Raw genomic sequence first — 24246 nt, forward strand, 5'->3', positions numbered from 1 at the left:
TTCAATTACCATGACATTAATAAGCTATTGGGGGAATCATACATGAGTGTTAAAAACAGATGGTTAATGATTTCAGTCGGGCTCGGGATATTATTGAATCCTTTGAACTCTTCTATGATTGCTGTTGCTATTGCAAGACTGCAAACGGTATATCAGCTGGATTTTACCGTTGTTTCTTGGATTATATTTTCTTTTTATATTGCCAGTGCTGTCGCTCAGCCTGTAATGGGAAAAGCCAGTGATTTATTCGGTCGCAAGAAAATATTTCTAATCGGACTTGTTGTTGCCTTTGCTGCATCATTACTAGCACCGTTATCGCCAAACTTTGGATGGCTTATCGTGTTTCGTATTGTTCAGTCCATCGGAACAAGCATGATGGTTTCAGTTGGAATGGCCATTGTTCGGATTCACGTTACGGAGAAACAAGCGAGTGCGCTGTCCATTTTGTCCATATTCCTCTCTGGAGCGGCAGCTATTGGTCCATTTGTTGGTGGGGTTTTGATTCACTGGTGGGATTGGCCTGCGATCTTTTTAGTGAATATTCCGTTTGCATTGTTGAGCTTTTTATTAGGCTGGAGGAATATCCCCAAGGACAAGCCGTCATCCTCTATTGCCTCCAACATGACATTTCACAAATGGCTTAATTTAGTCGATGCGCCAGGTGTTATGCTTTTCACTGTAGGTCTCGTTGCTTTGCTTGTTGGATTACTATCAGCAAAATCATCGGGGTATGTCTCATACGGACATGTCATGGTCGGCTTGATTGGCCTTCTTTCTCTATGGGCATTTATACGGCATGAGTTAAAAGCGGCATCACCGTTTATACCTTTACGCACCTTTGCTAAGCATCCTGCGCTGACTTGGGTCAATATCGAATTCATACTCGTTAACGTACTTTATTACTCGCTTTTTTTTGGACTTCCTTCCTACTTGCAGACGGTACGTCATGTCAGCGAAATCCATACCGGAATTCTCATGCTAAGCTTAGGTTTGTGCTCGCTTATTGTTTCTCCGGTAGCAGGACGCTGGATTGATAAATCCGGAGCTCGACCGGCATTGATGGTATCTGGAATATTGATGGCATTTGGGTCAATATGGATCATGACTTTAAACCAAGCTTCACCGGTAATCAGTGTTTGTTTGGCGTTAGCTGCATTCGGTATTAGCAACGGATTAAACAATGTCGGTATGCAAGCTGCGTTGTTCAAAAGTGCACCGAAAGAGATGATTGGAGTAGCATCTGGCGTATTTATGACCTCGAGATACTTGGGAACGATCCTATCTTCCTTGTTGTTAAGCATTTTAATGGGAAACCAGTTCACTGCTGGGGGATTTCGACTGCTTGGGGCTATCCTCACTGTAATTGCATTGTCCTTGGTATTCATGAGCTGGCGGCGCCGGGAGTCAGCGCAATTGGAAGTGTCATAAGCTCTAGAACAATTGAATATTCGGGTCCATTTTTACCCTAAGGAGGACAATAATGGAGATCCATTTATTGTCCTCCTTTCTCATATCTAACAGGAAAAGCGAAGATAGGATTACGCGGAATATCTATCTTAATATGCGTGAAAGATGGAGGATCTCCATCGATTGTTTTCTTTTTTCTGAAGGGATATTTTCAAGTAGGATATGTTCTTTACCTGCTTCAATCATTATTTTGCGCAAGGCAGCAATACGTCCCTTATTGAAATCTATAAACTGAAAATCCAACTGCCTTAATTCAGGTATTGCTGCCAGCGACGCAAACGCCTCAGCCTTTAAAGCCGGATTAATCTCCGTTAATACTAAATGTTCCAAATGAGGAGGCATTTGCAATGGATGAATCTCTTGCAAGGATTTCATGGATACAAGCTCAAGCTCTTTGAGCTTCTCCATGTGGGAGAAATCGCACAGCTGTTTCACTCTAGATAAAGCAAGGCCAAGGAAATGCAATTGCTTAAATTCACCGATCGATGAGATGTCCTCCATTTTGTTAATGGCCGATAGCTTTAGCATCTTCAGCATGGGGAAGTTACGTGCGTCTATCTCACAATTGATGCTGCAGTTGTTGATCAGCATATATTCAAGCGGAAGGTGTTCGGCAAAATTCAGTTGATGGATTGTAGCTTTTAGAATCAAACTTCTCAAATGATCACATTCTGAGAGTGGCGACAAGTCTTTGAACTTTCCATCCAGCTCCAAAAAGCTTAGCTGTTTGAACGCGGTCAAAAACTCAAGAGATATTGACTTTGCAGCTCTTATCCTCAGAAAGTCCAAGTTATGGAGGACTTGCAGCTTGCTTAGGTTTTGGCTCTGCATGATGTTCAAATGTAAGGCTTTGATATGCTTTAATCCTGCTAATGTGTCAATCCATTCCTCGGTATACTCTCCTTTACTGGCCGTACTCCCGATGTTCAGAATTAAATCCGGTCGTTTAGCAAAAAGCAACTCATCAAGCTCAACCAGATCAGACAGCTTGTCCGCACCAAATACAAAACCGATGGATGCTCTCCGCCGCAACAATAAGGCAGCTTCCTGCATCTTCGGAATTGTCCAAGGAACACCATTCATGGAATGAATCCATGGTTCACTCATCAATCTACCTCCTCTATCAAGTGTTCATGATTATCGTTTATTTGTGTTATTTCATCATACGCCTCAGTTTTTCATATAATTTGTGATTTAAGTATGCATACAACCTAGGAAACCAGTAGAAAATGCCAATGACCAAGGCTGTTATTAGCGTTGTTAGCATTCCCATTCGAACAGTTAAAGTCCCCTTAGAAATAAAGATAGACATCAAAATAAAATAAATTATGCTGACAATCCAAATGCCGATCTTAAAAAATAGCTTAATCCCAACCATCCTTCCTCTTGTTATTTAACCAAAAACCGTGCTGCAGCTAGCAGTACGGTTTTTGATTGGCTTTTCGCTGCATCCATTATAAAATTTTAAGAGAAAAAGGTCTGCGGCCTTTTTACCTAATTGTGACAAACAGTCCTAGTGGCATCTACTACTGTTCGACTTCCATGGTCATTACTTATCTCGTAAATTTGGCAGAAATAGCAGAAACGGATGAATATAGATGTGATAGATCCAAAAAAATAGATTTAATCTAGCCCAGCGGCCCAATTGACCTGGATATGGCTGGGTTTTGGAGAAATAGATCTATTTTTTAGATCTATTCTGGCGGAAATTGGCAATTGGGATGAAATAGGTCTAAAAAATAGACCTAATCTAGCCCAGTGGCTTCAAATGGGTAGCTTATGGCTAGGTTATAAGATATGAGAAGCGGTAAGATCGATCGGGAGAAATGAAGGGTTCGGCTTAGTCTCGAGAGTCTTACCTTTACAAGTCTTAGTCTATCTAAAATCTGGCTGCAACCGCGACTTCATAGAATGATCTACTCAAACAGCGCCTAAAACGAGAAACATTAATTCTGATTATATTGTTGTTCAATATCCAATGGTTCTCGGACCATAGCTTTGAATTTCTGCTTACATACCCCATACTCTTTATAGTTCTTTCTTGCTTGATTCAATGAAATATGGTTTGCGCCAATATTTCTATCAGGTTGATCATGGGCGACAGCATCATACTGCCAAAAACAAACATCACAAATATCCACGATTACCTCATCATTGCTTTCAACAGTGAAATATTCACAGCAAGGGCACTGTAATCTCTTCATCTTCAACTGCTCCTATCAAATGGATTGGATCTGGCCACTTCGTTATTGAGAGATAAATGCTTCCAACTTTACTTTGACCAAAGGCCACTCCTGATTGGTAATGCTGTAGATCACCGTATCGCGAATGTATCCGTCATTCAGCACGCGATGATTGCGCAGCACCCCTTCTTTTACGGCGCCGATGCGTTCAATAGCTGCTTGGGACCTTGTATTGCGAAGATCTGCTTTTAGCTGCACTCTAATCATGCCCCGTTGTTCAAATGCTTCGCGCAGCAGCAAATACTTGCACTCCGTATTTATCTTTGTCCGCCAAACGCTCGGATTCATCCACGTATAGCCGATTTCCAAGCCACGATGCTCATCAGATATATCAAAAAACCGGGTGCTCCCTACGATTTTATCCTGCTCCAAATCCCAGATAGCATAAGGGATACAGGTTCCCTCTGCCTCTTCTTTTTTTGCATGTTCAATATACTGCTCGGCGTCAGCTAACGTAGAAATCCCTTTTAAGGGTACGCCCCAAATCGGGGTATCCTTTGCAGCTTTTAGCAGCAGCTCAGCATGATGCTTCTCCAACAAGATCAGTTTGGCGCGAGTTCCTTGCAATACGAATGGCTCAGTTGTCATGATGGGTGTCCTCCGATTTAGTATTTGATTCTTTCGAGGTTTTGTGAGATTGTTGTCATTATATGACGAGTATCGGCTCACTGGTAGATCCAATTTCACTAAATTTGATTAGACCACTTTATCATCCGAAAGGAAACAGACATGTTTATTTATATTGCTTTGGAGCCCTATATGGCACAATACTCTACCAAGTATGAGATGTTATACCATGCCCTGAAAAATACAATCGTACAAGGCAAATTGGCCAATGGGGTTAGGCTGCCTTCCAGTCGGGAATTAGCGCGTATGTATGGATTTTCACGTGGTACGGTCTCCAATGTGCTTGAAGCGCTCACGGCCGAAGGGTATGTTACTGCTGTGGTCGGTAGCGGTACTTTCGTCAATTTTCAGTCCGCCAGTGCGCCAGTGCTCCCTCCCATCAAAAAAAAGGTTCGCTTATCTGAATGGGGAGAGCGGCTTAGAACTCCAACAATTAAGGAATGGGAAGCAGCAAACCCTACGCAGAGTCCAAAAACCTCTTATCACGCATCAAAAGTAGATACATGGAGTACAAAAAGAAACGGGACGGTTTCTTTTCAACTGGGGATAACCGAGATGAGCCCCTTTTCAAAGGAAGCCTGGAATCGTTGCTTGCATGAAGAAGCAAGATCGATGTCTGAGAAAGCTACCGTCGATGCGCATCAGCCGCTTGGCGTGATGGCGCTGCGGGAAGCTATCGCCAAACATTTGCAGCGTAACCGTGGGATTGGTGCGAATGCTGAACAGATTGTGATCGTAAACGGATCGATGCAAGCCATTGCCCTTTTGACGCAGCTTTTAACAGGTCCTGGGGATGCGGTCGTTGCTGAATGTCCCGGGTATCGCGGGATAAAGACAGCTGTACTTGCTTCAGGAGCAAAGCTGATTGAAGGCGAAGTCGATAACCAGGGACTTATTCCACAATCGTGGGATGCCAGGATGCTATTCGTCACACCGAATCGGCAATACCCGACCGGAGCGGTGCTGAGCATGGAGCGAAGGCAACAATTGCTCTCATGGGCTGCCAAACAAAGTGCATTTATTATCGAGGATGAATATGACAGCGAATTCCGTCATCGAGGCAAGCCGATCGAGACGTTTAAAAGCTTGGATAAGTCGACCGAACTCGTAATCTATACAGGCACCTTTTCCAAAACAATGATGACGGATATAAGGCTTGGCTTTGTCGTGCTCCCGACTGTTTTAGTCGAGCCTTTTACCAGCGCCAAGTCGTTATATGAACCGCATCCAAGCGCGATTCTAGAGCAGCGAGCATTGGCCGCGTTTATGAGCAGCGGGCTATATGAACGCCATTTGCGAAGAATGAAGCGAATATACAGCCATAAATTTTCGCTTTTGCGCGACATGTTGAAACGTATGCCCGTTCCGATCCGTTGGATCGACGGGGACGCTGGCTTGCATATTTTCGGATGGTGGTTAGGAACGAAGGAGCAATATGAGACTTATGAAAAAGATTGCCGGGAAGCAGGCGTTGAGTGGGTGCGAGAACGAACAAGCCACGATAAAATAGGCATAAGCCTAGGCTTTTCGCATCTTCAAGACGAGGACCTGATCTTAGGAATTGGAAGAATGATCGAGGTTTGGGAGCGAATGAGCTGAGACTTTAAGTCAACGATAGATAAAATAAAGCCTGCGCACTTCGATTCACAATCGATGTGCGCAGGTCGCGTTTGGCCATAGGCACGGATCGTTTTAAACAGAAAAACTGTACCAGAAGATAATGGCATTTTACAATAAAATGATTTGTTTACGCATAGCTCTGATTACCCTGCCCACACGTCTTTGGCATAACGCCCTTCTGCTTGAAGTTCGTTTAACCATGAATTCGCCTCATTCTGCCCTGCTCCGTGTACATGCTGGTAAGCTTGCATGAGGGTCTTTTCTACATCAGGCGCCATTTTGCTACCGTCACCGCATATATATAGACGTCCCTCATAGGTTAAAATCCTAATCAGCTCGTTGCTGTTTTGCTCCATTAAATGCTGGACATAACAGTTAGAGGATTCATCGACACGGGAGAAAGCGATATGGAGCGTGACAATGCCATCCTTTTCATATTGCTTTAATTCTTCGCGGTAGAGAAAATCAGATTCATTCCTGCAGCCGAAATAAAGATGGGCTTCGCCAAGCTCTACTCCTTGCTTCTTGAGGGCTGCTCTTACCTGCAAGAACCCCCTGAACGGAGCAACGCCTGTTCCCGGTCCGACCATGACAATTGGTACGGCTGCATCGGCCGGCAGCTGAAAACCGGATTCCGGTGTGCGAATAAACATAAGAAGCTGTTCGCCTACCCTTTGATTGGCCAGATAGGTGGACGCCACACCGTGATATTGTCCATTGCCGCTCCATGCGGGTGCATTCAAAACAGCGACCGTCATGCTTGCTTGATCTTGGTGATGCCGAGGTGAGCTTGAGATAGAATAATATCTGGGCTTAAGCGCAGGCAGCAACTCTAAGAATGTCCCAAATGGTAGTTCACAGGCTTCGTATTTTTCTAACAGATCGAGCATGGTCACGCGTTGTCTCAAAACCTGTTGTCGATAGCTATCCTCTTCTAGCATCGCCTCCAATTCGCGTTTGTGCGGCGGGCATACCGTATAAGCGGCGAGAACACGCAGCTGCGCACGTGTGGCGGGTTCCTGCAACTCTACGCTGTTCTTAAGCAGATCGCTAAGATTTACAGGCCGCCCCAGCGGAAAGTGCACCGGATGGCGTCCGTTTGCCGACAAAATCAACTGATCGTTTCCGTCAAGCTTGAACCGGCGTAGGATTCGATTGACATTTGAAATATTGTTGCTCGGAAGCACTCCGATGTGATCCCCTTCTTGATAATTCATTCCAGCTGGCAATGCCATTTCAATATGGCGCGTGCTTCGTCCGCTGTCTTCCGACTGAAGCTCACGGTTTGCCACAATTGCAGCATAAGCTGCACCGTATGTTCGAGCCAGCGGTAAGGTAGGGACGCCATCTACAAATTGAACGGACAATGAAGCCTGTGTTTTTTCTGCCTTTGCCTCTTTGTCCATTTTCAGGTCAAAAGCAGTCAAAATATCCTTCCATAGCCGTTCCTGCCAATCGTCAACCTCCTTCTCAAAATCACCGCCAGCGTCAGCTTCTCCCCGAGCGGATAGCCTAGTCGCCCCCTTCTGATCAAGCTGTTCATCCATCCATTTGGGAATGTTTTGATAAGTATTCGACCAATTGCGGTCTCCACAGCCCAATACCGCATAGCTAACACCGTTCAAATCGCCAGGCTGAGTCTGTTCCAGCCAATTAACGAAATTCGCAGCATTTTGTGGAGGCTTTCCGTTATAGGTTGCAGTGATGATCAGAAGAGCGCCTTCCTTCGGAAGCCTGCCCATCCAGTCATTCAAAGGACCGACCTCGCTCTGCACGCCATACATGCGTGCTGTATCGGCAAGCTCCCTCGCAATTCGCTCAGCCGTTCCTAAATTCGAGCCATAAAGCACGAGCAGAGGCAAACGTTCTGCACCTATGATTGTGCCTTCGTAAGATGATGGTTTTTTCTGTAATTCCTTTACCACGTTTTCTCTCTTAATTGGCATCTCTTGCTGTAGTATGCTTGCTGCCTGTTTATTTGGCCGCATTTTCACTTGGATATTGAAATCGCCTGGTTTAAGGGTTAGTGTCTGCTTTACATCCAACTGGTAATTTTGAAAGTCGATGAGCTCAAAATGCTGCAAAACCATCCCCAGTACCAGTGTCGCTTCATAAAGCGCAAACTGCATTCCAATGCAGGCCCGTTCACCGTTACCAAACGGTTTGTACGCATGATTCGGCACTTTGGAGGGATCGGCGAACCGTTCGGGTCGGAACTCGTCCGCGTCTTCTCCCCATGCGTCTTTATCCCGATGAAGCTGTGGCAGAAGAACACTGACGGTCTCCCCTTTTTTCATAGGGTACTGCCCTCCAATCACGGTATCTTCTTTCGCATAGAGATCAAATCCCGGCGCAGTGGGCCACAGACGCAAGGATTCGTTCAGAATCATTCGGACGTATTTGAGCTGGAGGACCTCTTCATAGGAAGGAGTTGATTGAGTCAGCACTCGATCCACTTCCTCATAGGCCTGCTTTAGGGATTCTGGATTTTTCAACAAGAAGTACAGGGCGAAAGACAATAAACCGCTTGTTGTTTCATGTCCGGCTATGAGAAAGGTAATGATTTGATAACGGATGTTCTCGTCATCGAGCTTCTCTCCCGTATCTGGGTCTACTCCGCTTAACATGCGGGCGAGTAAGTCGTTCTCGCCATCAATACCGCTCGCCTTGCGTTCATCAATGATTTGGTCTACCAATGAAAACATGGTCTGAATATCCTTTTGGAACTGCTTTTTCGTTTTCACCATCAACAGATTTTGTATGCCAAGTCGTGAGCTTTTTAGCATTGCTTCATTGAGCGCGCGTACCATGCTTACGATAAACGGGCTGTGATTCTCTCTGTAGAAGCTGTTAAAACGGTAATTAAATCCACAGAGCCCAATGGTGTCCAGCGTAAGCCTGGTCATGTCATCAGGCACGTCAATGCTCTCCTTCGGATTTAGGCGGCTCCATTTCTGGATTAACTGCTGGGCAATGTCCACCATCATCGAATGATATCCCTTCATCGCATGCTGGCTGAAGGTTGGCAATAGAATATTATGGGCCTTTCGCCAGTTAGGCTCGGCCGTTCTGCTCGTGAACAAGCCATCTCCGCCAAAAGCGCGCACATTCTCCAGTTCGTTATACACGTACTTGTCAAAGCGCGTAACATCGCAAACTTCTGCTACCAGCTGATGCCCTGAAATGACGAGACTGGAGAAGCCTGGACCCGTTAAACGATATATTGGACCCAATTCTTCAGCCAGCTTGCCAAGGGACAGAGTCGGTTTTTCCTTATCAATTAGAGGCAAGTTGCCAAGCGGTCCGTAGGTTTTGGGCTGCGGAACGTTGCTTATTCCAGCTTCTTTCATTGTTTACCTCCTCTGAATGAATCATCAATTTAAGTTTTAACCCCATGAAAGAGCGTATCGTTCACCAGCTTGGCAGCGGAATTTTTGGCGATATTGCCTTGCTGCACTTGCTGCCAGGTCAGAATAAGCAGTGAATACAAAACATTTAAAATCCATTCCGTGTCCAGATCCTGCCGCAGGGTTCCTGCTTGCTGCAAGGACCGGATGGCATTTCGAATCGGTTCTAATATTTTATTTTCGGCTGCAAGCATTTCCTCGTTGTAGTACAACGAAGCATCGTGAGTAAGGAAATGAATCTTAGCTCCTAGTGGAATTAATGCTTCTATGAGAGCCGGAATGTAGCTGTTCCCATCCTTTTCATCTTGCGATAGGCGGCTCATCGTGTCTCCCACGACTTGAACAGCTCTTAAGCCAAGCTGAAGCATAAGCTGATCTCTGCTCTCCACATACCGGTGTAATGTTGCAATACCGATACCGGCATGCTCGGCAATCTCATTCAATGAAGCCGTCGGCTTCTCGACAAGCAGCTCTGTTGCTGAATCTAGAATGGCATGAAGCTTGGCTTCTTTTGCCGTAATTCTCGGTTTATTCATTGGGAATTCCCTCTTTCAATGCTTTGTAAATGATAGATAAAACTATTGTTTAATAGAATTATAAACCATGAATGAACGGATTTCAAATCTTGAGCTTCCGATCTCCTTCTTAACAATAGAATAATGCAGATAATTGTTAACAAACAAAAAAACTAGGACCCCAAAGTGGTCCTAGTTTTTTATAATTGGAGTGTATAAACGTATCTGTTGCTTCCCTAACGATTCGAATTGGGTTGTATTTTACATACTCTGTGCTGTCGGCCTGATCACGATCTCGTTAATTCCGGTATCTTCCGGCTCATGAATGGCGTAAGCGATCGCTCCGGCGATCCGATATGGCGAAATGCTTAGGCTACTGAAATGTGAAGCCATTGCTTGAACTTCAGGACTTTTGACGGTATTAATTAGCTCAGAATCGGTAATTCCCGGGGATATGATCGTTGAGCGGATATTAGAGGTTGGGGATTCTTCCTGGCGCAGTCCTTCCGAAATGGCTCTAACGGCAAATTTGGTAGCACTATAGACAGCTGATGTCGGACTTACCGAATGGCCGGCAACCGATGAAACGTTGATGATATGCCCGTTTTGCTGTTCTCTCATAGCTGGCAGAACCGCGGCAATGCCATACAGCACGCCTTTTATATTCACGTCAATCATATGCTCCCATTCCTCAACTCTTAATTCATTTAGACGTGAAACGGGCATGACTCCGGCATTATTCACAAGCACATCAATGCGGCCATATTGCTTCAAAGCAAATTGTGCCAGCTCTTGCGTATCTTGTTGCGAGGTTACGTCTGTCGTGAAATAAACCGCTTCTCCGCCTTCTTGTTTAATATCGTTGACGATAGCTTGCAGACGGTCCTCTCTTCTTGCCGCCAACACGATTTTCGCTCCCTGCTTGGCCAATAATTTAGCTGTCGCTTCCCCAATCCCACTGGATGCTCCCGTTATGATGACTACTTTGGATGTCGTGTTTTCCAATGTTATCTGTCCCTTCGAAAATAATATTCAAACTCAATTATTCAACAAATGTTGTATAATTGGCGTTCGTTGATTATCATTATATCGAGATAGATAGGATATTCAATCGCTAATCGGATCGTATATGTTCTATACTCAACATCATGAACCAAACTGTTGAGTAACTAGGGAGGAAACTAAATATGAGAGCCACTACTAAAATAGATCGACGTATCGTAAAGACGAAAGAAGCGATCAACAAGGCATTTTTGGAGCTTTTTTCCGAAAAAGACTTTCAGCAGCTAACGATTAATGATATCTCGGAACGAGCCAATGTAAATCGAGGTACGGTTTATCTCCACTACACGGATAAATACGACCTGCTTGATAAATGCATTGAAGAATATTTAAATCAACTGATTGCTTTTTGCAGCCTCGATGAGAACAGCCCGGGCAACACAACGCTAAATAGCGATTTGACCCCTATTTTTATTTATTTCGAGGGGAATTTCACTTTCTTCTCATCGTTGTTCGCACACCAAAGAACGTTTGTTTTCCGCGAGCGCCTACTAGCGTTTATCACATTGAACGTAAAAAAGAAACTTGAAATGCAAAACCTAGATTCGAAAATCGATCATGAGCTTAATGCCCAATTTATGGCTTCGGCCTTTGTTGGAATCGTGGAATGGTGGATACAGCATGCGATGCCGCACCCTCCTTCCTTTATGGCGGATCAGTTGCGGAGATTGTTTGAGAAAAATGACATTTATGCTGATTAAAATATTAGCGAGTCATTTGCTAGTCGCCTAGCAATTAACAAAGTAACCTATGGTACACCCGGTTATGGGGCTTTCAACGTAATAGCGCTGGAGGTCATCCTCATGCAAAGCAATTGCTTTAAAATGACTTCCAGACTATCATTCCACAACAACGGGATTGCTTCCCAATGTTAAATAAAAATTACAGCTTAACAATCTTTGTTGCGATGTTATTGCAAAATTCCCTGTCATGCTCCACAAACAAAATGGTAGGTGCGTATTCCAGCAGCAGCTCTTCAATTTGCATGCGCGAAATAATGTCAATAAAGTTGAGCGGTTCGTCCCAAATATGCAAATGAACTTGTTCGCTTAAACTTTTTGCAATAAGCACCTTCTTCTTTTGGCCTCCGCTGAAGGCGGAAATATCTTTTTCGAACTGAGTTCTGGAAAAATCAAGCTTTCTTAAAATCGATTTAAAAAGGCTCTCGTCAATTCCGCTGCTGGCAGCATAGTCGGACAAACTGCCTTGAAGATGTGAGGTATCCTGTGACACATAGGATATCTTCAACAGGCTATCCTTCCGGCAGGTGCCCGTATAGCTTAGCTCCTCCCCGCAAAGTAGCTTGATTATGCTTGATTTGCCAGAGCCGTTCTGGCCGGAAAGAGCAATGCGCTCACCTGGCTCAATCGTAAAACTCACATCGGTACATACTTTTCGTTCGCCGTAAAAAATCGAAACCTGATCCAGTTCAGCAAGCTGGCTTTTATGAAAAGCAAGCTGTGAAATCTCGAGTCCTTCCGCATTTTCAATATTTTTAAGGAGCTTAGACTTTTCATCGATAGCCGATTGCTGCCGCTGCTCAATGCTTTTGGAACGTTTCATCATTTTAGCGGCCTTATGGCCAATATAGCCTTTATCAACCTTTGAACCGGAGTTTCTTGTACCGTTTTTTGTTTTTTCCACTTCGTGTGACCAGTTCCCGGTCCGCTTAGCGGAATTCGACAAGCGTTTAATGTCTTTTCTAAGTTTTTCGTTCTCGGCAAGCTCAAAGTTGTCTTGTCTCTGTTTGTTTTCCCACCAACTTGAAAAATTTCCTTTTTGAATTTCAATGTTTGTTTTATTGATAGATATAATATGGTCTACGCAGTTATCTAGAAATGACCTGTCATGAGAAACCAAAATATAGCCGCTTTTTGTATTGAGATAATCGCTTACCAGTTTTCTGGCATTCATGTCCAGATGATTAGTCGGTTCATCAATCAGCAGAAAGCTATTTTCCTTTATGAATAATGCAGCCAGCAGCACTTTCGTTTGTTCGCCGTTCGACAATGAATTGAAGGGCCGATACAACACATCTTCAGAAACCTTAAGCAAAGAAAGCTCGCGCATTAGCTGCCAATGAATATAATCCGGAAATATGTCAGTGATCACATCAATGGTATTGTTTTCCTTGTTCTCCACAGGGAAAGGAAAATACTCAAAGGTGACCTTAGCCGAAATAGTACCGCTGTACTCGTATTTCCCAAGCAGCAGCTGGAGAAAGGTTGTTTTCCCTCTGCCGTTTCTTCCTGTAAATCCTAATTTCCAATCGGTATCGATTTGAAAACTCACGTTTTCAAATATGTTATCGTAGCTGCCCTCATAGGCAAACGTAAAGTTTGTAACATTAATTAATGACATGAAATCATCCTCCTGTATAGAAAATAAAAGAGCCACAAGAAAGTTACTTTCTTGTAGCTCAAATAAATACAGCAAATCTAACCCATTATAGGGTCAGATAAGGATATCGTTTGAGTGAAAAGAAGTAGTAACTATCTTGCATATAAACAATAAAACAAACGAAATAAACCAATCGCTTTAGTTGTTTTATTTTTTATATTGATCGCAAGAAAATTTCTACATTATTCTTTTCAGCTCCATTCATTAAATTAGGAGTAGTCTATCATATCTTTTTTTCAATATCAAGTTCCCCATTGGATAGATGGTGTTATAGATATTGACCGCTTCTGGTTGGTGCTTGAAGCTGCTGCAACAATCAGGTGCCGCAATAGGTTTGGTAATTTCGGTTGGAGTCTACTGGCAATGTGGCATATTCAGCCTGCTCAGCCGTGTGCGCATATGGATTCGCAAGAGCCGCAAGCAGCCGTTCCATTACGCTAAAGTCTCCAAGCACAGCTGCTTCCAGTGCCTCTTCAACTCTATGGTTGCGCGGGATCAGAGCGGGATTGCTCTTGCGCATCAATTGAAGCGACGATTCTTTTGATTGCTGCTGCTTCCCAAGTCTTTCTTGCCATAACGCATACCAGTTTACAAACTCCGGCGTTTCGAATAAAGCCTCTCCTGACATCTTATCAAATGTTAATGCCCGGAAGGTATTGGTGTAGTCCGCACCATGCTGCTGCATGATCGTAAGCAAGCGTTCAATCAGCGGTTTATCTTCGGGATCCTCATTGAAAATGCCCAGTTTCGCCTTCATTCCTGTCAGCCATTTAAGCTGATACAATTCAATGAATTCGGATAGCGCCTCTTCTGCCAAGGCTACAGCCTGCTGCTCATTGTCATGCAGCAAAGGCAACAGTGCTTCCGCAAGTCTTGCGAGATTCCAAGCAGCAATTGGAGGTTGATTCCCATAAGCGTAACGGCTATGGGAGTCAATGGAACTGAATACCGTTGCCGGGTCATAGGCATCCATGAAGGCACATGGACCATAATCAATGGTTTCTCCGCTCAGTGCCATGTTGTCTGTGTTCATGACACCGTGAATAAAGCCAACGAGCTGCCATTTGGCAATCAGTGCAGCTTGGCGCTTAATCACCTTATGCAAGAGCACGAGATAGCGGTTCTGATCATGGTCAACGTCTGGGAAATGCCGCTGCAAGGTGTAATCTGCTAGCGCCTGAAGTTCTTCTTTCGTCCCCCATTGGGCTGCAAATTGAAAGGTGCCTACGCGAATATGACTAGCAGCCACTCTTGTTAAAATGGCACCAGGCTCTTCGGTTCCACGGTAGATGGATTCACCGGTAGTCACAACCGCAAGACTGCGCGTTGTCGCAATGCCAAGCGCATGCATAGCTTCGCTAATGATGTACTCACGAAGCATCGGTCCCAGTGCCGCACGGCCATCGCCTCCACGGGAGTAAGGTGTTTTTCCGGAGCCCTTCAGCTGGATGTCAAACCGCTCGCCTATCGGCGTAATCTGCTCACCTAGCAGCAAAGCCCGGCCGTCGCCTAATCGGTTAAAATGACCGAATTGATGTCCCGCATAGGCTTGAGCAAGCGGCATGGCTCCTTCCGGCGCTTCGTTTCCAGCGAGCAATGCTGCGCCTTCCTTGCTTTGCAGTGCCTCAGCGTTCAAACCGAGTGATGCTGCCAGCGTATCATTAAAAATGATTAGCTTAGGTGAACGTACGGGATTTATGTCGAGCCTCGTGAAAAGGGATTGCGGCAGCCGAGAATAACTATTGTCAAAGTTCCAGCCTGAATCTATGATTGCATTTGTCTCTGTCATTGGATCTCCTTTTATAGGCAAATGAAATGTAATGATTTACGTTTAATACCGAAGCATATCAGCTTGTTTAGTGTATACTTTGGTTTTTTTATTATACCCTTTTCATGCTGAGTTTACAGATTTTATTCTATGAATGCTAGTAGTAGATTTCTCTCTCAGATTGATTGCACAAAAACAACCCTCATCTTATGGAAGAAGACGAGGGTTGGCCATTTATGTCGCGTATCGATTTAATGAGAAGCGGTGTATTCTTCCAACTCGGAAGCCGGGTCGAATTTTTCTTTGCTCATGGCCAAAGCAGCAATGAGAGCAATGACAGACGGTATGAGTGCCCAAGCAAAAGTATGGACAAGCGATGAGGACAAGGCCTCTGTTATTTTATCAAGAATCTGAGGAGGAATGTTATCGCGCGTATCCGGTGTTAAAATTTGACTCGGATCACTTAGGTCAATGCTTCCATTTGCTTGTTCTCCACTGTCGAACATGGAAGAGAGTTTATTCGTAAATACATGACTTTGAATTATGCCGAATACGGTAATGCCAAGCGTCATTCCAAGCTCACGCGTAAAGCTTAGGGTCGAACTGGCAGACCCCCGCTGCCTTGCTGCAAACCCATGAATGGCTGCATTGCTGAGTACTGAAAATGACGAACCGATGCCTAGACCGACCAAGACCATATAAATAGTAACTAATAGACGTGAAGAATCGGTTGTCAGCGTGGCTAGCAATGCAATCCCAACAACAAGCAGCGCTAAGGTGGATATCATGATAGTGCGGTAATTAAACTTGGCAAGCAAAAATCCGCCGCCAGCCGCCGTAACTACGGAACCGAGCATCATAGGAAGTAGGACAAGTGCTGAGCTCGTTGCCGAGCCTCCAAAAACACCCTGGATAAAGATTGGGATATAGACGGAAGCGGTAATAAAGGCAGCTCCACTAAATAAAGCCATCAGATTGCTTGTGGTGTAAAGCCGGTTCTTGAACATGCCGAAGGTAATGATCGGTTCTTGCGCACGGCGTTCGAAAAATATAAAACCAACGATAAGCACTGCGAATGCAAAGAACAATCCAATGATCATACTGGAGTCCCAAGCATATTCCTTGCCGCCAAGTTCAATGGCAAACATAAGGCAAAGGATAGAACCGACAAGCGCAAATGCACCAAGATAGTCAATTTTTTGCTTGGAATGCACAATTGATTCTTTGTAGAAGAAAAAAATCATCCCAAATGCGATAAGGCCAATGGGCAGGTTGATATAGAATATCCAAGACCAATGAACATAATCCGTAATATAGCCGCCGATTAGGGGGCCAAAAATGCTGGAAATGCCATAGGCGGCACCAAATAAACCGCCGATCTTGCCCCGTTTTTCCGGAGCGACTACATCGAACATGATCGTAAATGCGATCGGAACGAGCGCACCGCCCCCAATGCCCTGGATCGCGCGATAAATGCTGAGCTGCACGATTGATTCTGCCGTACCGCATAAAGCAGAACCAAGCATAAATACAATAATTCCGAAGATGAAAAAGCGTTTGCGACCATACATATCGGAAAGTTTACCGAAGATGGGCATGCCAGCCATTTCTGCTACCATATATGCAGACGTTACCCACATTAATTTGTCAAAGCCGCCTAAGTCGCCGACGATGGTTCCGATTGCAGTTGCTGTTATCGTGTTATCCATCGAAGCCATAAGCGTGGCCAGCAGCAAAGCCACGATAATTACTGCTACATTATTTTTTTTAGCCAACATCCATTTGTAACCTCCACATTCATCTGCTTGCTTAACCAATGTTAAATTAGCCAGTCATTAAAGCCCTTCTGCCAAAATCCGTCTCAGGAACATGCCCGTATAAGAAGCAGAAACTTCCGCTACCTGTTCTGGCGTGCCCTCGGCTACCAGCTTACCGCCGGCTGCTCCGCCTTCTGGACCGATATCGATCACCCAATCCGACTCCCGGATTAGTTCCAAGCTATGCTCGACAATAACGACTGTATTTCCTGAATCGACCAGCTTATTTAGCAATACTTGAAGCTGTTTAATATCTGAGGGATGGAGTCCGGTCGTCGGCTCATCCAGCAGATAGAGGGTGTGATTTTTGGAAGGCTTGCTAAGCTCTTTCGCCAATCTGATCCGCTGCCCTTCACCGCCGGATAAGGTTTTGACCGACTGTCCCCACTTCAAATAACCAAGCCCAACCTCGCACAGCATGGAGATCAGACCGGATATTTTGCTCTCCGATTGCAAGATAGGCAGGCTTTCCTGCACCGACATGTTCAAAAGGTCCGAAATGGAGAAGCCTTCGTACTGTACCTCCAGCACTTCGTCCGTAAACCTACGACCTTTGCAATCAGGGCACTTCACTTCTAAATCGGGCAAGAAATTCATATCAATGGAAAGCACGCCGAGACCCTGGCATGTCTCGCATCGTCCGCCTGGCGTATTAAAAGAAAAATGCTTTGAGGTCAGCTTACGTCTCTTCGCTTCCGGTAATCCTGCAAACAGCTGTCGCAAATGGGTAAATACCTCCGTATAGGTCGCGACATTCGAGCGCTGCATTCTGCCCATTGGCGTCTGGTCAAAGATGACGATATGGCCGACATGCTCTAAGCCTGTGATCTGATTGAAGCCTTTTGGTTCCTTTTTCATTGTATTTCCTTGCGCTAAAACATCGAATACAAGCGTAGATTTACCTGAGCCCGATACTCCGGTTACGGACACCAAGCTGCCTAACGGAAAAGCTACCAAGGGGATATCGATATTTCTAATTTGCGCTCCCTGAATCGTAATTTGCTTTCCATTTCCCTCACGTCGCAAGCGTGTTGGAATTTCCCGTCCTTCTTCGCGTAAATAAGCTCCTGTCACCGATTCCGAGCTCGCCATCAAATCCTCCACGCTGCCTTCACCTACAACGGTTCCTCCATAAACGCCTGCACCCGGACCTATATCGATGATATGATCGGCAGCACGCATCATTTCGATATCATGCTCGATCACAAGCACGGTATTGCCGAGATCACGCAGCTCCTGAAGCACGCGAATGAGCCCAACAGTATCCCGGGGATGAAGACCGGTCGTTGGTTCGTCAAGAATATAGAGTACGCCTGTCAGTCCCGAGCCAAGAAGCGAAGCAAGCCGCAGGCGCTGTGCTTCTCCGCCGGACAACGTAACGGTTTGGCGGTTCATGGACAGATAGCCGAGCCCGACATCCATAATTCTTTTGAGCCTTATGGGCATGTCTTGAAGGATCGGTTCAAGCAGATGAAGACCTTCAGCGGGCAATTCAGCCTCCAGTCCTCTTGTCCATGCGTATACCTCGCCAAGAGACCACCCGGATACATCAGAGATCGTTGCGTCAGCCACTTGAACAAGGCGAATTTCTAGCTTCAGGCGCGCTCCAAGGCAATCCGGGCAAAGCTGCTCATGAAAGAAACCTCCGTCTTTTTCTTGGGCGCCAGCCTCCCCTTCCTTCTCCTTGTAACGCCGCCATAATCCGGGTATGACGCCTTCGAATTTCGTGCCTTGAACCGGTTTGACATTCGGATAATGACGTTTGAACGCCTCGCTCTCGACTCCGTAGTACAGCAAATCCCGTTGAATTTCACCGAACTCCTTCAAAGGTTGATCAGGATCAAGGTCAAAGCCGTAATGCTTGGCTGCCGCCAGGAGTATTCGGATTTGAATATCGCGATGGACGCCGTTCAGCGAAGCAACTCCCCCGCCGCGCAAACTAAGCTCCGGATGAAAAACAGCTGCTTCATTGATGCTTGCCACATGTCCAAGTCCGCTGCAGGAGCCGCATGCTCCCTCCGGTTTATTAAAGGAGAAGTGCGACATTCCAAGCTTTTCAAGCTCTGCATGGCAATGAGGACATTTTATGGTCTGACGACCCATACTCTCGTCTTCTTCAGCCATTAGACCCGCAGGTTCAAAGGTTGGAAGAATGCTGCCGCTGCAGGATAAGCAAATTCGCGCTCCGAGCCTCGAGAAGATAAAACGGACGTACGTATAAATATCTGTTACAGTGCCAACTGTCGAGCGCGGATTACGGTTCGTTACATGCTGCCCGACGCTAATGGACGGAGACAAGCCTTCAATCGACTCGACTTTAGGCTTACGAATGGAATCTGACGCCAAGCCCATGGACTCCATATACTGTCTTTGGCATTCCCTCTGGAGGGTATCCATCGCCAACGTCGATTTGCCTGAGCCTGATGGGCCTGTCAGAACAACAAGCTTGTATTTCGGAATCGTTAGCGAGATACTCTTCAGGTTGTTTTCCCGCGCACCTTTAATCACAATCGTGTCTTTCACAATGACGCCTCCTCGTGTATCTTTTCGAATGGATCCATTTCGAAACTAGCGGTACAACTGCTTTTTTACTAAGTAAAAGCTTAGTAACTTTGCATTTCAGTCCTGTTTTCGTTAAAATTAATTTGATTAAACAAATGAATGTCTAGTATCTTGATTATGAAGTATCTCGATGGTCGAGATAAATTATATCTTAAAAGGAGGGTTGTTATTTGTCAAGCCATGGTGGACAAGATCAACCAACAGAGCTGCAAGAAAATTTCACTTTGCGCATGCGGGGATTGGGCTCTCGCACGGTCTTATATCAGCAAAACGTAGCGGCTTCCCTAGGTTTATACAATAATGATTTTTTATCCGTCGATATTTTGCGTGAGAAAGGCCCGATTACCGCTGGCGAGCTCTCCAAGCTAACCGGGCTAGCTACGGGAAGCGTAACCTCATTAATCGATAGATTGGAAAAAAACGGTTTTGTCCGCAGGGAGAATGATCCCAACGACCGTCGCAAAGTCATCATTGTCCCTATGTATGAGAATAGAGAAGAAATCAGCAATACGTATCTGCCCCTTCATGCCGAAATGGTCAAGCTTGCTTCCTCTTATAGCGACGAAGAACTTTTGCTCATTACGCAATTTTTAGACCGGGCAAGTGCGGTCCTTGAGGATCAAATTCAATACCTTAGCTCCAAGACAAACGGCAAGTCTTCTTCTTGAAGCTTGCTATCATCAACAAAAAGGACGGTACGCCGATCAGTCAAATGACCTCGGGTATCGTCCTTCTTACTAGTATGCTTTAATGTTAGTCTACCTATTAGGAATTCACTTAATTAATGATTAGGCCAAAACCATTTTGAATGTAGTTTACGTTAGGATGTGCGATATTGCTGGTCGTCAAATTGTTGAACGTGGCTGAACCATTGCCTGTATAGGTATAGATAGCCGCGCCTGGATGTGGCGAGGTAAACCGGGAAGTTAGAATTCCGTCACGTCCAGTTCCATTAATGTTAATGTTGTTAAATACGATATTTTCAAAGCCGCCGCCATAACCAAACTGGATAGCACTGCGCTGCGTGTTGATAATATCGATATTGGTGAACGTTACATTTTTGATGGAATCGTTGGATGCCTCCAAATCGATGGCCCCTCGCTCCCCGTTATAAAGGTCTTTACTGGTTCCGCTGTTAATAATCGTCGTATCCGAGAAAAGAATGCCTGTGTTGTTCTGGAAATGATAACCCGGGAACACCGTGTTCATTCTAATGCCGGAACCGCCGACGGTATCGATGATCAGGTTGTTGGTAGCTTTATGCCCGCCTCCTCCGAAAAATGCAATGCCTGCTGCACGCCAGTTATTCTCAATCGTATTGAATGAGAAGGTATTGTTGACGCCTGCCCTTGCACCATTGACGTTACTCGTCCAGACAGCAAGGCCGTCATCTCCGTTATTTCGTACGCTGCTGTTGCGTACGGTCGAATTGCTCGTTCCTTGGGCGAAATTCACCCCATCCGCAAGGTTGTTCCGAATCCGGCTGTTTTCAATGATGAGTCCATCGGCATAAATGGCAGGTGTATGCGCGTAATCCCCTACCCAGAACCCGCACTCAAAATGTTCAACCCAGACGTTGTGCACCTTTGAATTTTTACCGAAATTGTCCATAAATCCTTTGTAAATCGCATTCTCATGATAACGCGACCGTAGTTTCGAATTCATATAGATATGGCTAAAATCAAGCTTGCCCTCAACCCGGAAGGAAATGCCTCCCGATGCCGAATTTGGACTGGTAAACTGGATGTTTGTATGCCATATGCCAGCACCTACGATTGTAATGTCATTGATCATATTGCTGACAGAGCCTATCTTCCACATGTTTCCAAGATGGAATGTTCCTTCAGGAATATACAAGGTTTTGCTTCCTGCGACAGCGGCAGTTACCGCAGCTTCAAAGGCTGCAAGATCATCTAAGCTATCATTAGCGATTGCTCCGAAATCGGTAACAGAAACCGAATTGGCCGGACGTGCAATTGCTGCAGGCACGGGTTCGATTTCGATGAAATCGACGCCATATTCAAGGTTATCCGCATTGCTCTTCTGGATTCGGATCGTATCGCCAGGCTGGAGCGGTGTGTCCATTTTGAAATGTACCTCGTCAAATCGGAAGAGCGGACGTCCACCGGCAGGCGTATCTGCAGGCTGATCGCTCGAGAAATACTGCCAGTTGTAATACGATGTCAATGGCACGGTCTTGGCTTTCACTCCATTGACATATACGTCAAGTGAGCCGTTTAGACCCATGCCATCCGCCGAGTCTGGCATCGTGAATCTCATCGTTACACCGGCGCCTCCCTCTCCTTGTCTAACAGACCACTCGAGATAGGAACCACTCGTAGGCAGTGCTACATAGCGCTGCCCGGAAGCCTCCGAAGCAATGAGGGCTTGATCGAATGTAGGCGCAGATTGCAGCGTTGCGCCTCCGCCTCTAGCTGCATCGTCGGTATCATACCTGGTATAAGGCATGCTCGCCCCACGGGCAGAATAAACGACCAATGCCGTTGAGCTCACATTATTGGGTTGCTTGATGGCGAGTTCATTGGCATCTGCTGCAACTGTCGTGGTAACCGTATAGCTGCCAGTGGCTGCTGTCCATGCTCCGGGAATGGAGATGTTGACAGAAGCTCCGGCTGCTAAAGCGCCATTATATGAGCCATTAAAGGTTTGGATCGTCGAGCCTGCTGAATTTTTAAGAGCAACAGCAACGCCATGTGAACCGCTTGCTGTTGCAATGTTTCCGATATTTTTCAAGCTCACGTTAAAAGCTACAGAATTATTAGCTACAGGATTGCTTGGAGTCCACGAAACCTCTCCGACTAGATCGGCACTTGCGACAGGAGCGACAATTAGCGGCGTTGCGTTCGTGTAGCTGTTATTCGCTTCGTTTTGCTCGATAATCAAATTGTTCTCATCGACCTTAGCGTTGACCGAATAGGTGGCAGCTGCTTTCGTGCCGGCATTCAGATTTACTGATGCCGAAGCGCCAGCAGCCAGAGCGCCTACGTTTGCAGAGCCCGCAAGTTCGTTGTTTAAGTAGAAGTTCACGGTCGTTGCAGCGGAGCTGGCATTTCCGTTATTTTTAACGGTTGCGTTGAGCGTGATCGTGTTAGTCTCAATGGGAGAAACAGGCGACCAGGTCATTCCTGTAATCTGAAGATCAGGGTTCGTTCCTGGCGAGCCGAATACTTGAAACTCAGCAATTTGGCCAGCCGAAGCGCCCGTATTCGCCGTTATGCTCAATTGTAATCGTTTAACCGTTGCACTTACTGGTATCGTCACCGTATTGCCAGTGGATGGATTAAACGTGTAGGTTTGCGATGAGACTAGGTTACTGAAGGTAGTTGTATTCTGGTTGTGGCCAAGCACTTGAATCGTTTGTGTGCGAGCAGCCCATGAGGAGGATGGATTTAACTTTAGCACAATAGACGTAATATCATGGTTGGCACCCAGATCAAGCGTGAGCGTGCTTGATGCTGCACCACCTTCCCAATAAGTTGTGTTGTTATTGTCATTAGCGTTTGCTGCCACGAAGGAAAGCGTGGTTGAAGAAGCAGTAATGGGTTTGCCCACGGCAAGGTTATCTCCTGGGAGCGGTGTAACTGTAGGTGAAGCTGTAGGTACAACCGTAGGAGTTGGGGTTGGAGCTATTGTCGGAACTGGCGTTGCCGTAGATGTTGGTGTTGTTGTTGGAGTAGGTGCAACTGTAGGTGTCGGAGTCAAAGTTGGACTAGGCGTTGCGGTAGTCGTGGAAATGGTGATTTGATCCAGGTTAATGTTACCGGTATCACCGGCGTCGTATTTATATGCAATGGTGTTGCTGCCTGCATTCAGATTTAGTGTTTCTGCTTTATTGCCCCATGTATCCCAGTTCGCTAGATTTGGCAGCGAGGACTGGCGAATTTTCGTGCCGTTAACGTAGATGCTGATTGTGCTGGCACTGCCATTTGCATTGGCGTATTTGAGCGTTACATCGCGGTTTCCTGCGGAGGCTGCGTTTACCGTGAAGGTTGTTGTCGCCCCTTGCGTCCAGTAGCCGTCAACAAAACCTGTTCCGGAGTAACCAGTATGGTCCGTGTTCACTTTCGCCCCGCCCGAGAGCGCAGCAGATTCAGCTTGGTAGGTTCCGGAAGGCGTTGGTGTCGTTGTTGGAGAAGGAGTTGGGCCGTTCGTACCGTAAATCTCGAATTCGGACAGCTGAGCAGCCGGCCACTCCGTGTTCCCGGTTACGTTCAGGCGAACATAGCGCGTGTTTGCTGCTGCAAAATTAATGGTAACGAAGTTTCCGGCTATCGAAGGATTGAACGTGTAACCGGCTGCGTCGACAATCGTTGTAAATGTGGAGCCGTTCGTGCTGCCTTGCACAGCAATGGTTTGTGTACGCGTTTCCCAGCCTGCCGGCAGCTTAAGCACAATCTGGTCAATGCTGGCAGTTGCGCCTAAATCGACTTGAATCCATTGGGGAAAGGCGTTATTCGCACTCTCCCAATACGTTGCTGCATTGCTATCCTTCACATTAGCTGGTGCATATGTTTGTGATTGGCCGCTCGCGGTAACATCTTTGCCCAGTGTCAGGTTGGGACCGCCTGCTGCAGATACGGGTGCAAAAGGACCAGCAGACAGAAACAGAGTTGAAATCAGCATGGATACAATTAGCGACCATGCCACATACTTGTTGCGCATTATATTCCTCCTCAATAGTTTTGACTGCAAGAAATTATTCATTTTACGCAATTGATCAATGATAGCGTTCGCAAA

General features: G+C 45.8%; 15 protein-coding genes. 4 read left to right on the top strand and 11 right to left on the bottom strand.

Annotation, left to right across the window (positions count from 1 at the left end):
• The first annotated feature begins 42 nt into the window (after positions 1 to 42).
• Positions 43 to 1428, top strand: coding sequence for an MFS transporter (locus tag E0496_RS08410; protein WP_141501146.1), 1386 nt, complete (start codon positions 43 to 45; stop codon positions 1426 to 1428).
• Positions 1429 to 1551: 123 nt separating this feature from the next.
• Here E0496_RS08410 and E0496_RS08415 read toward each other — a convergent pair whose 3' ends face one another.
• The 3 genes from E0496_RS08415 to E0496_RS08425 form a co-directional block, all read right to left on the bottom strand.
• A complete protein-coding gene (locus E0496_RS08415; RefSeq protein WP_206669735.1) occupies positions 1552 to 2520 on the bottom strand; it encodes a leucine-rich repeat domain-containing protein in 969 nt (322 codons plus the stop codon).
• Positions 2521 to 3413: 893 nt separating this feature from the next.
• Entirely contained in the window at positions 3414 to 3671 is a 258-nt protein-coding gene (locus tag E0496_RS08420) for a CPCC family cysteine-rich protein (protein WP_141501148.1), read from the bottom strand.
• A 42-nt stretch (positions 3672 to 3713) separates the two neighbouring features.
• Positions 3714 to 4298, bottom strand: a complete 585-nt coding sequence (locus E0496_RS08425; protein ID WP_175598028.1) for a GNAT family N-acetyltransferase — start codon at positions 4296 to 4298, stop codon at positions 3714 to 3716.
• A 141-nt stretch (positions 4299 to 4439) separates the two neighbouring features.
• On the opposite strand from E0496_RS08425, the gene pdxR reads away from it, so the two are divergent.
• A complete protein-coding gene (gene pdxR, locus E0496_RS08430; RefSeq protein ID WP_141501149.1) occupies positions 4440 to 5936 on the top strand; it encodes a MocR-like pyridoxine biosynthesis transcription factor PdxR in 1497 nt (498 codons plus the stop codon).
• A 164-nt stretch (positions 5937 to 6100) separates the two neighbouring features.
• Here pdxR and E0496_RS08435 read toward each other — a convergent pair whose 3' ends face one another.
• The 3 genes from E0496_RS08435 to E0496_RS08445 all read right to left on the bottom strand — a co-directional run bounded on the left by E0496_RS08435 (position 6101) and on the right by E0496_RS08445 (position 10884).
• Positions 6101 to 9307 carry a bifunctional cytochrome P450/NADPH--P450 reductase gene (locus E0496_RS08435; protein WP_141501150.1) on the bottom strand — a complete coding sequence of 1069 codons (3207 nt, stop codon included), beginning with the start codon at positions 9305 to 9307 and terminating at the stop codon, positions 6101 to 6103.
• Positions 9308 to 9336: 29 nt separating this feature from the next.
• The gene (locus E0496_RS08440) at positions 9337 to 9900 is read right to left on the bottom strand and encodes a TetR/AcrR family transcriptional regulator (RefSeq protein ID WP_141501151.1); all 564 of its coding nucleotides are present in this window, start codon (positions 9898 to 9900) and stop codon (positions 9337 to 9339) included.
• 240 nt (positions 9901 to 10140) lie between these two features.
• Positions 10141 to 10884, bottom strand: a complete 744-nt coding sequence (locus tag E0496_RS08445; protein WP_141501152.1) for an SDR family oxidoreductase — start codon at positions 10882 to 10884, stop codon at positions 10141 to 10143.
• A 182-nt stretch (positions 10885 to 11066) separates the two neighbouring features.
• Between E0496_RS08445 and E0496_RS08450 the strand changes: the two genes are divergently transcribed.
• A complete protein-coding gene (locus E0496_RS08450; protein WP_141501153.1) occupies positions 11067 to 11642 on the top strand; it encodes a TetR/AcrR family transcriptional regulator in 576 nt (191 codons plus the stop codon).
• Positions 11643 to 11823: 181 nt separating this feature from the next.
• Here the strand turns inward: E0496_RS08450 and E0496_RS08455 are convergent, their stop codons facing one another.
• The 4 genes from E0496_RS08455 to uvrA all read right to left on the bottom strand — a co-directional run bounded on the left by E0496_RS08455 (position 11824) and on the right by uvrA (position 19449).
• Entirely contained in the window at positions 11824 to 13302 is a 1479-nt protein-coding gene (locus E0496_RS08455) for an Lsa family ABC-F type ribosomal protection protein (RefSeq protein ID WP_141501154.1), read from the bottom strand.
• Between the two features lie 355 nt (positions 13303 to 13657).
• On the bottom strand, positions 13658 to 15130 hold the full coding sequence (locus E0496_RS08460; protein ID WP_141501155.1) for a protein adenylyltransferase SelO: 1473 nt from the start codon (positions 15128 to 15130) through the stop codon (positions 13658 to 13660).
• A gap of 230 nt (positions 15131 to 15360) precedes the next feature.
• Positions 15361 to 16887, bottom strand: coding sequence for an MDR family MFS transporter (locus tag E0496_RS08465; RefSeq protein ID WP_175598029.1), 1527 nt, complete (start codon positions 16885 to 16887; stop codon positions 15361 to 15363).
• Between the two features lie 57 nt (positions 16888 to 16944).
• The gene (gene uvrA / locus E0496_RS08470) at positions 16945 to 19449 is read right to left on the bottom strand and encodes an excinuclease ABC subunit UvrA (protein ID WP_141501156.1); all 2505 of its coding nucleotides are present in this window, start codon (positions 19447 to 19449) and stop codon (positions 16945 to 16947) included.
• Positions 19450 to 19658: 209 nt separating this feature from the next.
• Here uvrA and E0496_RS08475 point away from each other — a divergent pair, with 209 nt between their 5' ends.
• Positions 19659 to 20156 (top strand): MarR family winged helix-turn-helix transcriptional regulator, encoded by a 498-nt coding sequence (locus tag E0496_RS08475; protein ID WP_420799866.1) that lies wholly within the window; start codon positions 19659 to 19661, stop codon positions 20154 to 20156.
• A 109-nt stretch (positions 20157 to 20265) separates the two neighbouring features.
• Here E0496_RS08475 and E0496_RS08480 read toward each other — a convergent pair whose 3' ends face one another.
• Positions 20266 to 24171, bottom strand: a complete 3906-nt coding sequence (locus E0496_RS08480; protein ID WP_141501157.1) for a discoidin domain-containing protein — start codon at positions 24169 to 24171, stop codon at positions 20266 to 20268.
• Positions 24172 to 24246: the final 75 nt, after the last annotated feature.

This window comes from Paenibacillus luteus (genome assembly GCF_006542765.1).
Classification (GTDB): domain Bacteria; phylum Bacillota; class Bacilli; order Paenibacillales; family Paenibacillaceae; genus Pristimantibacillus; species Pristimantibacillus luteus.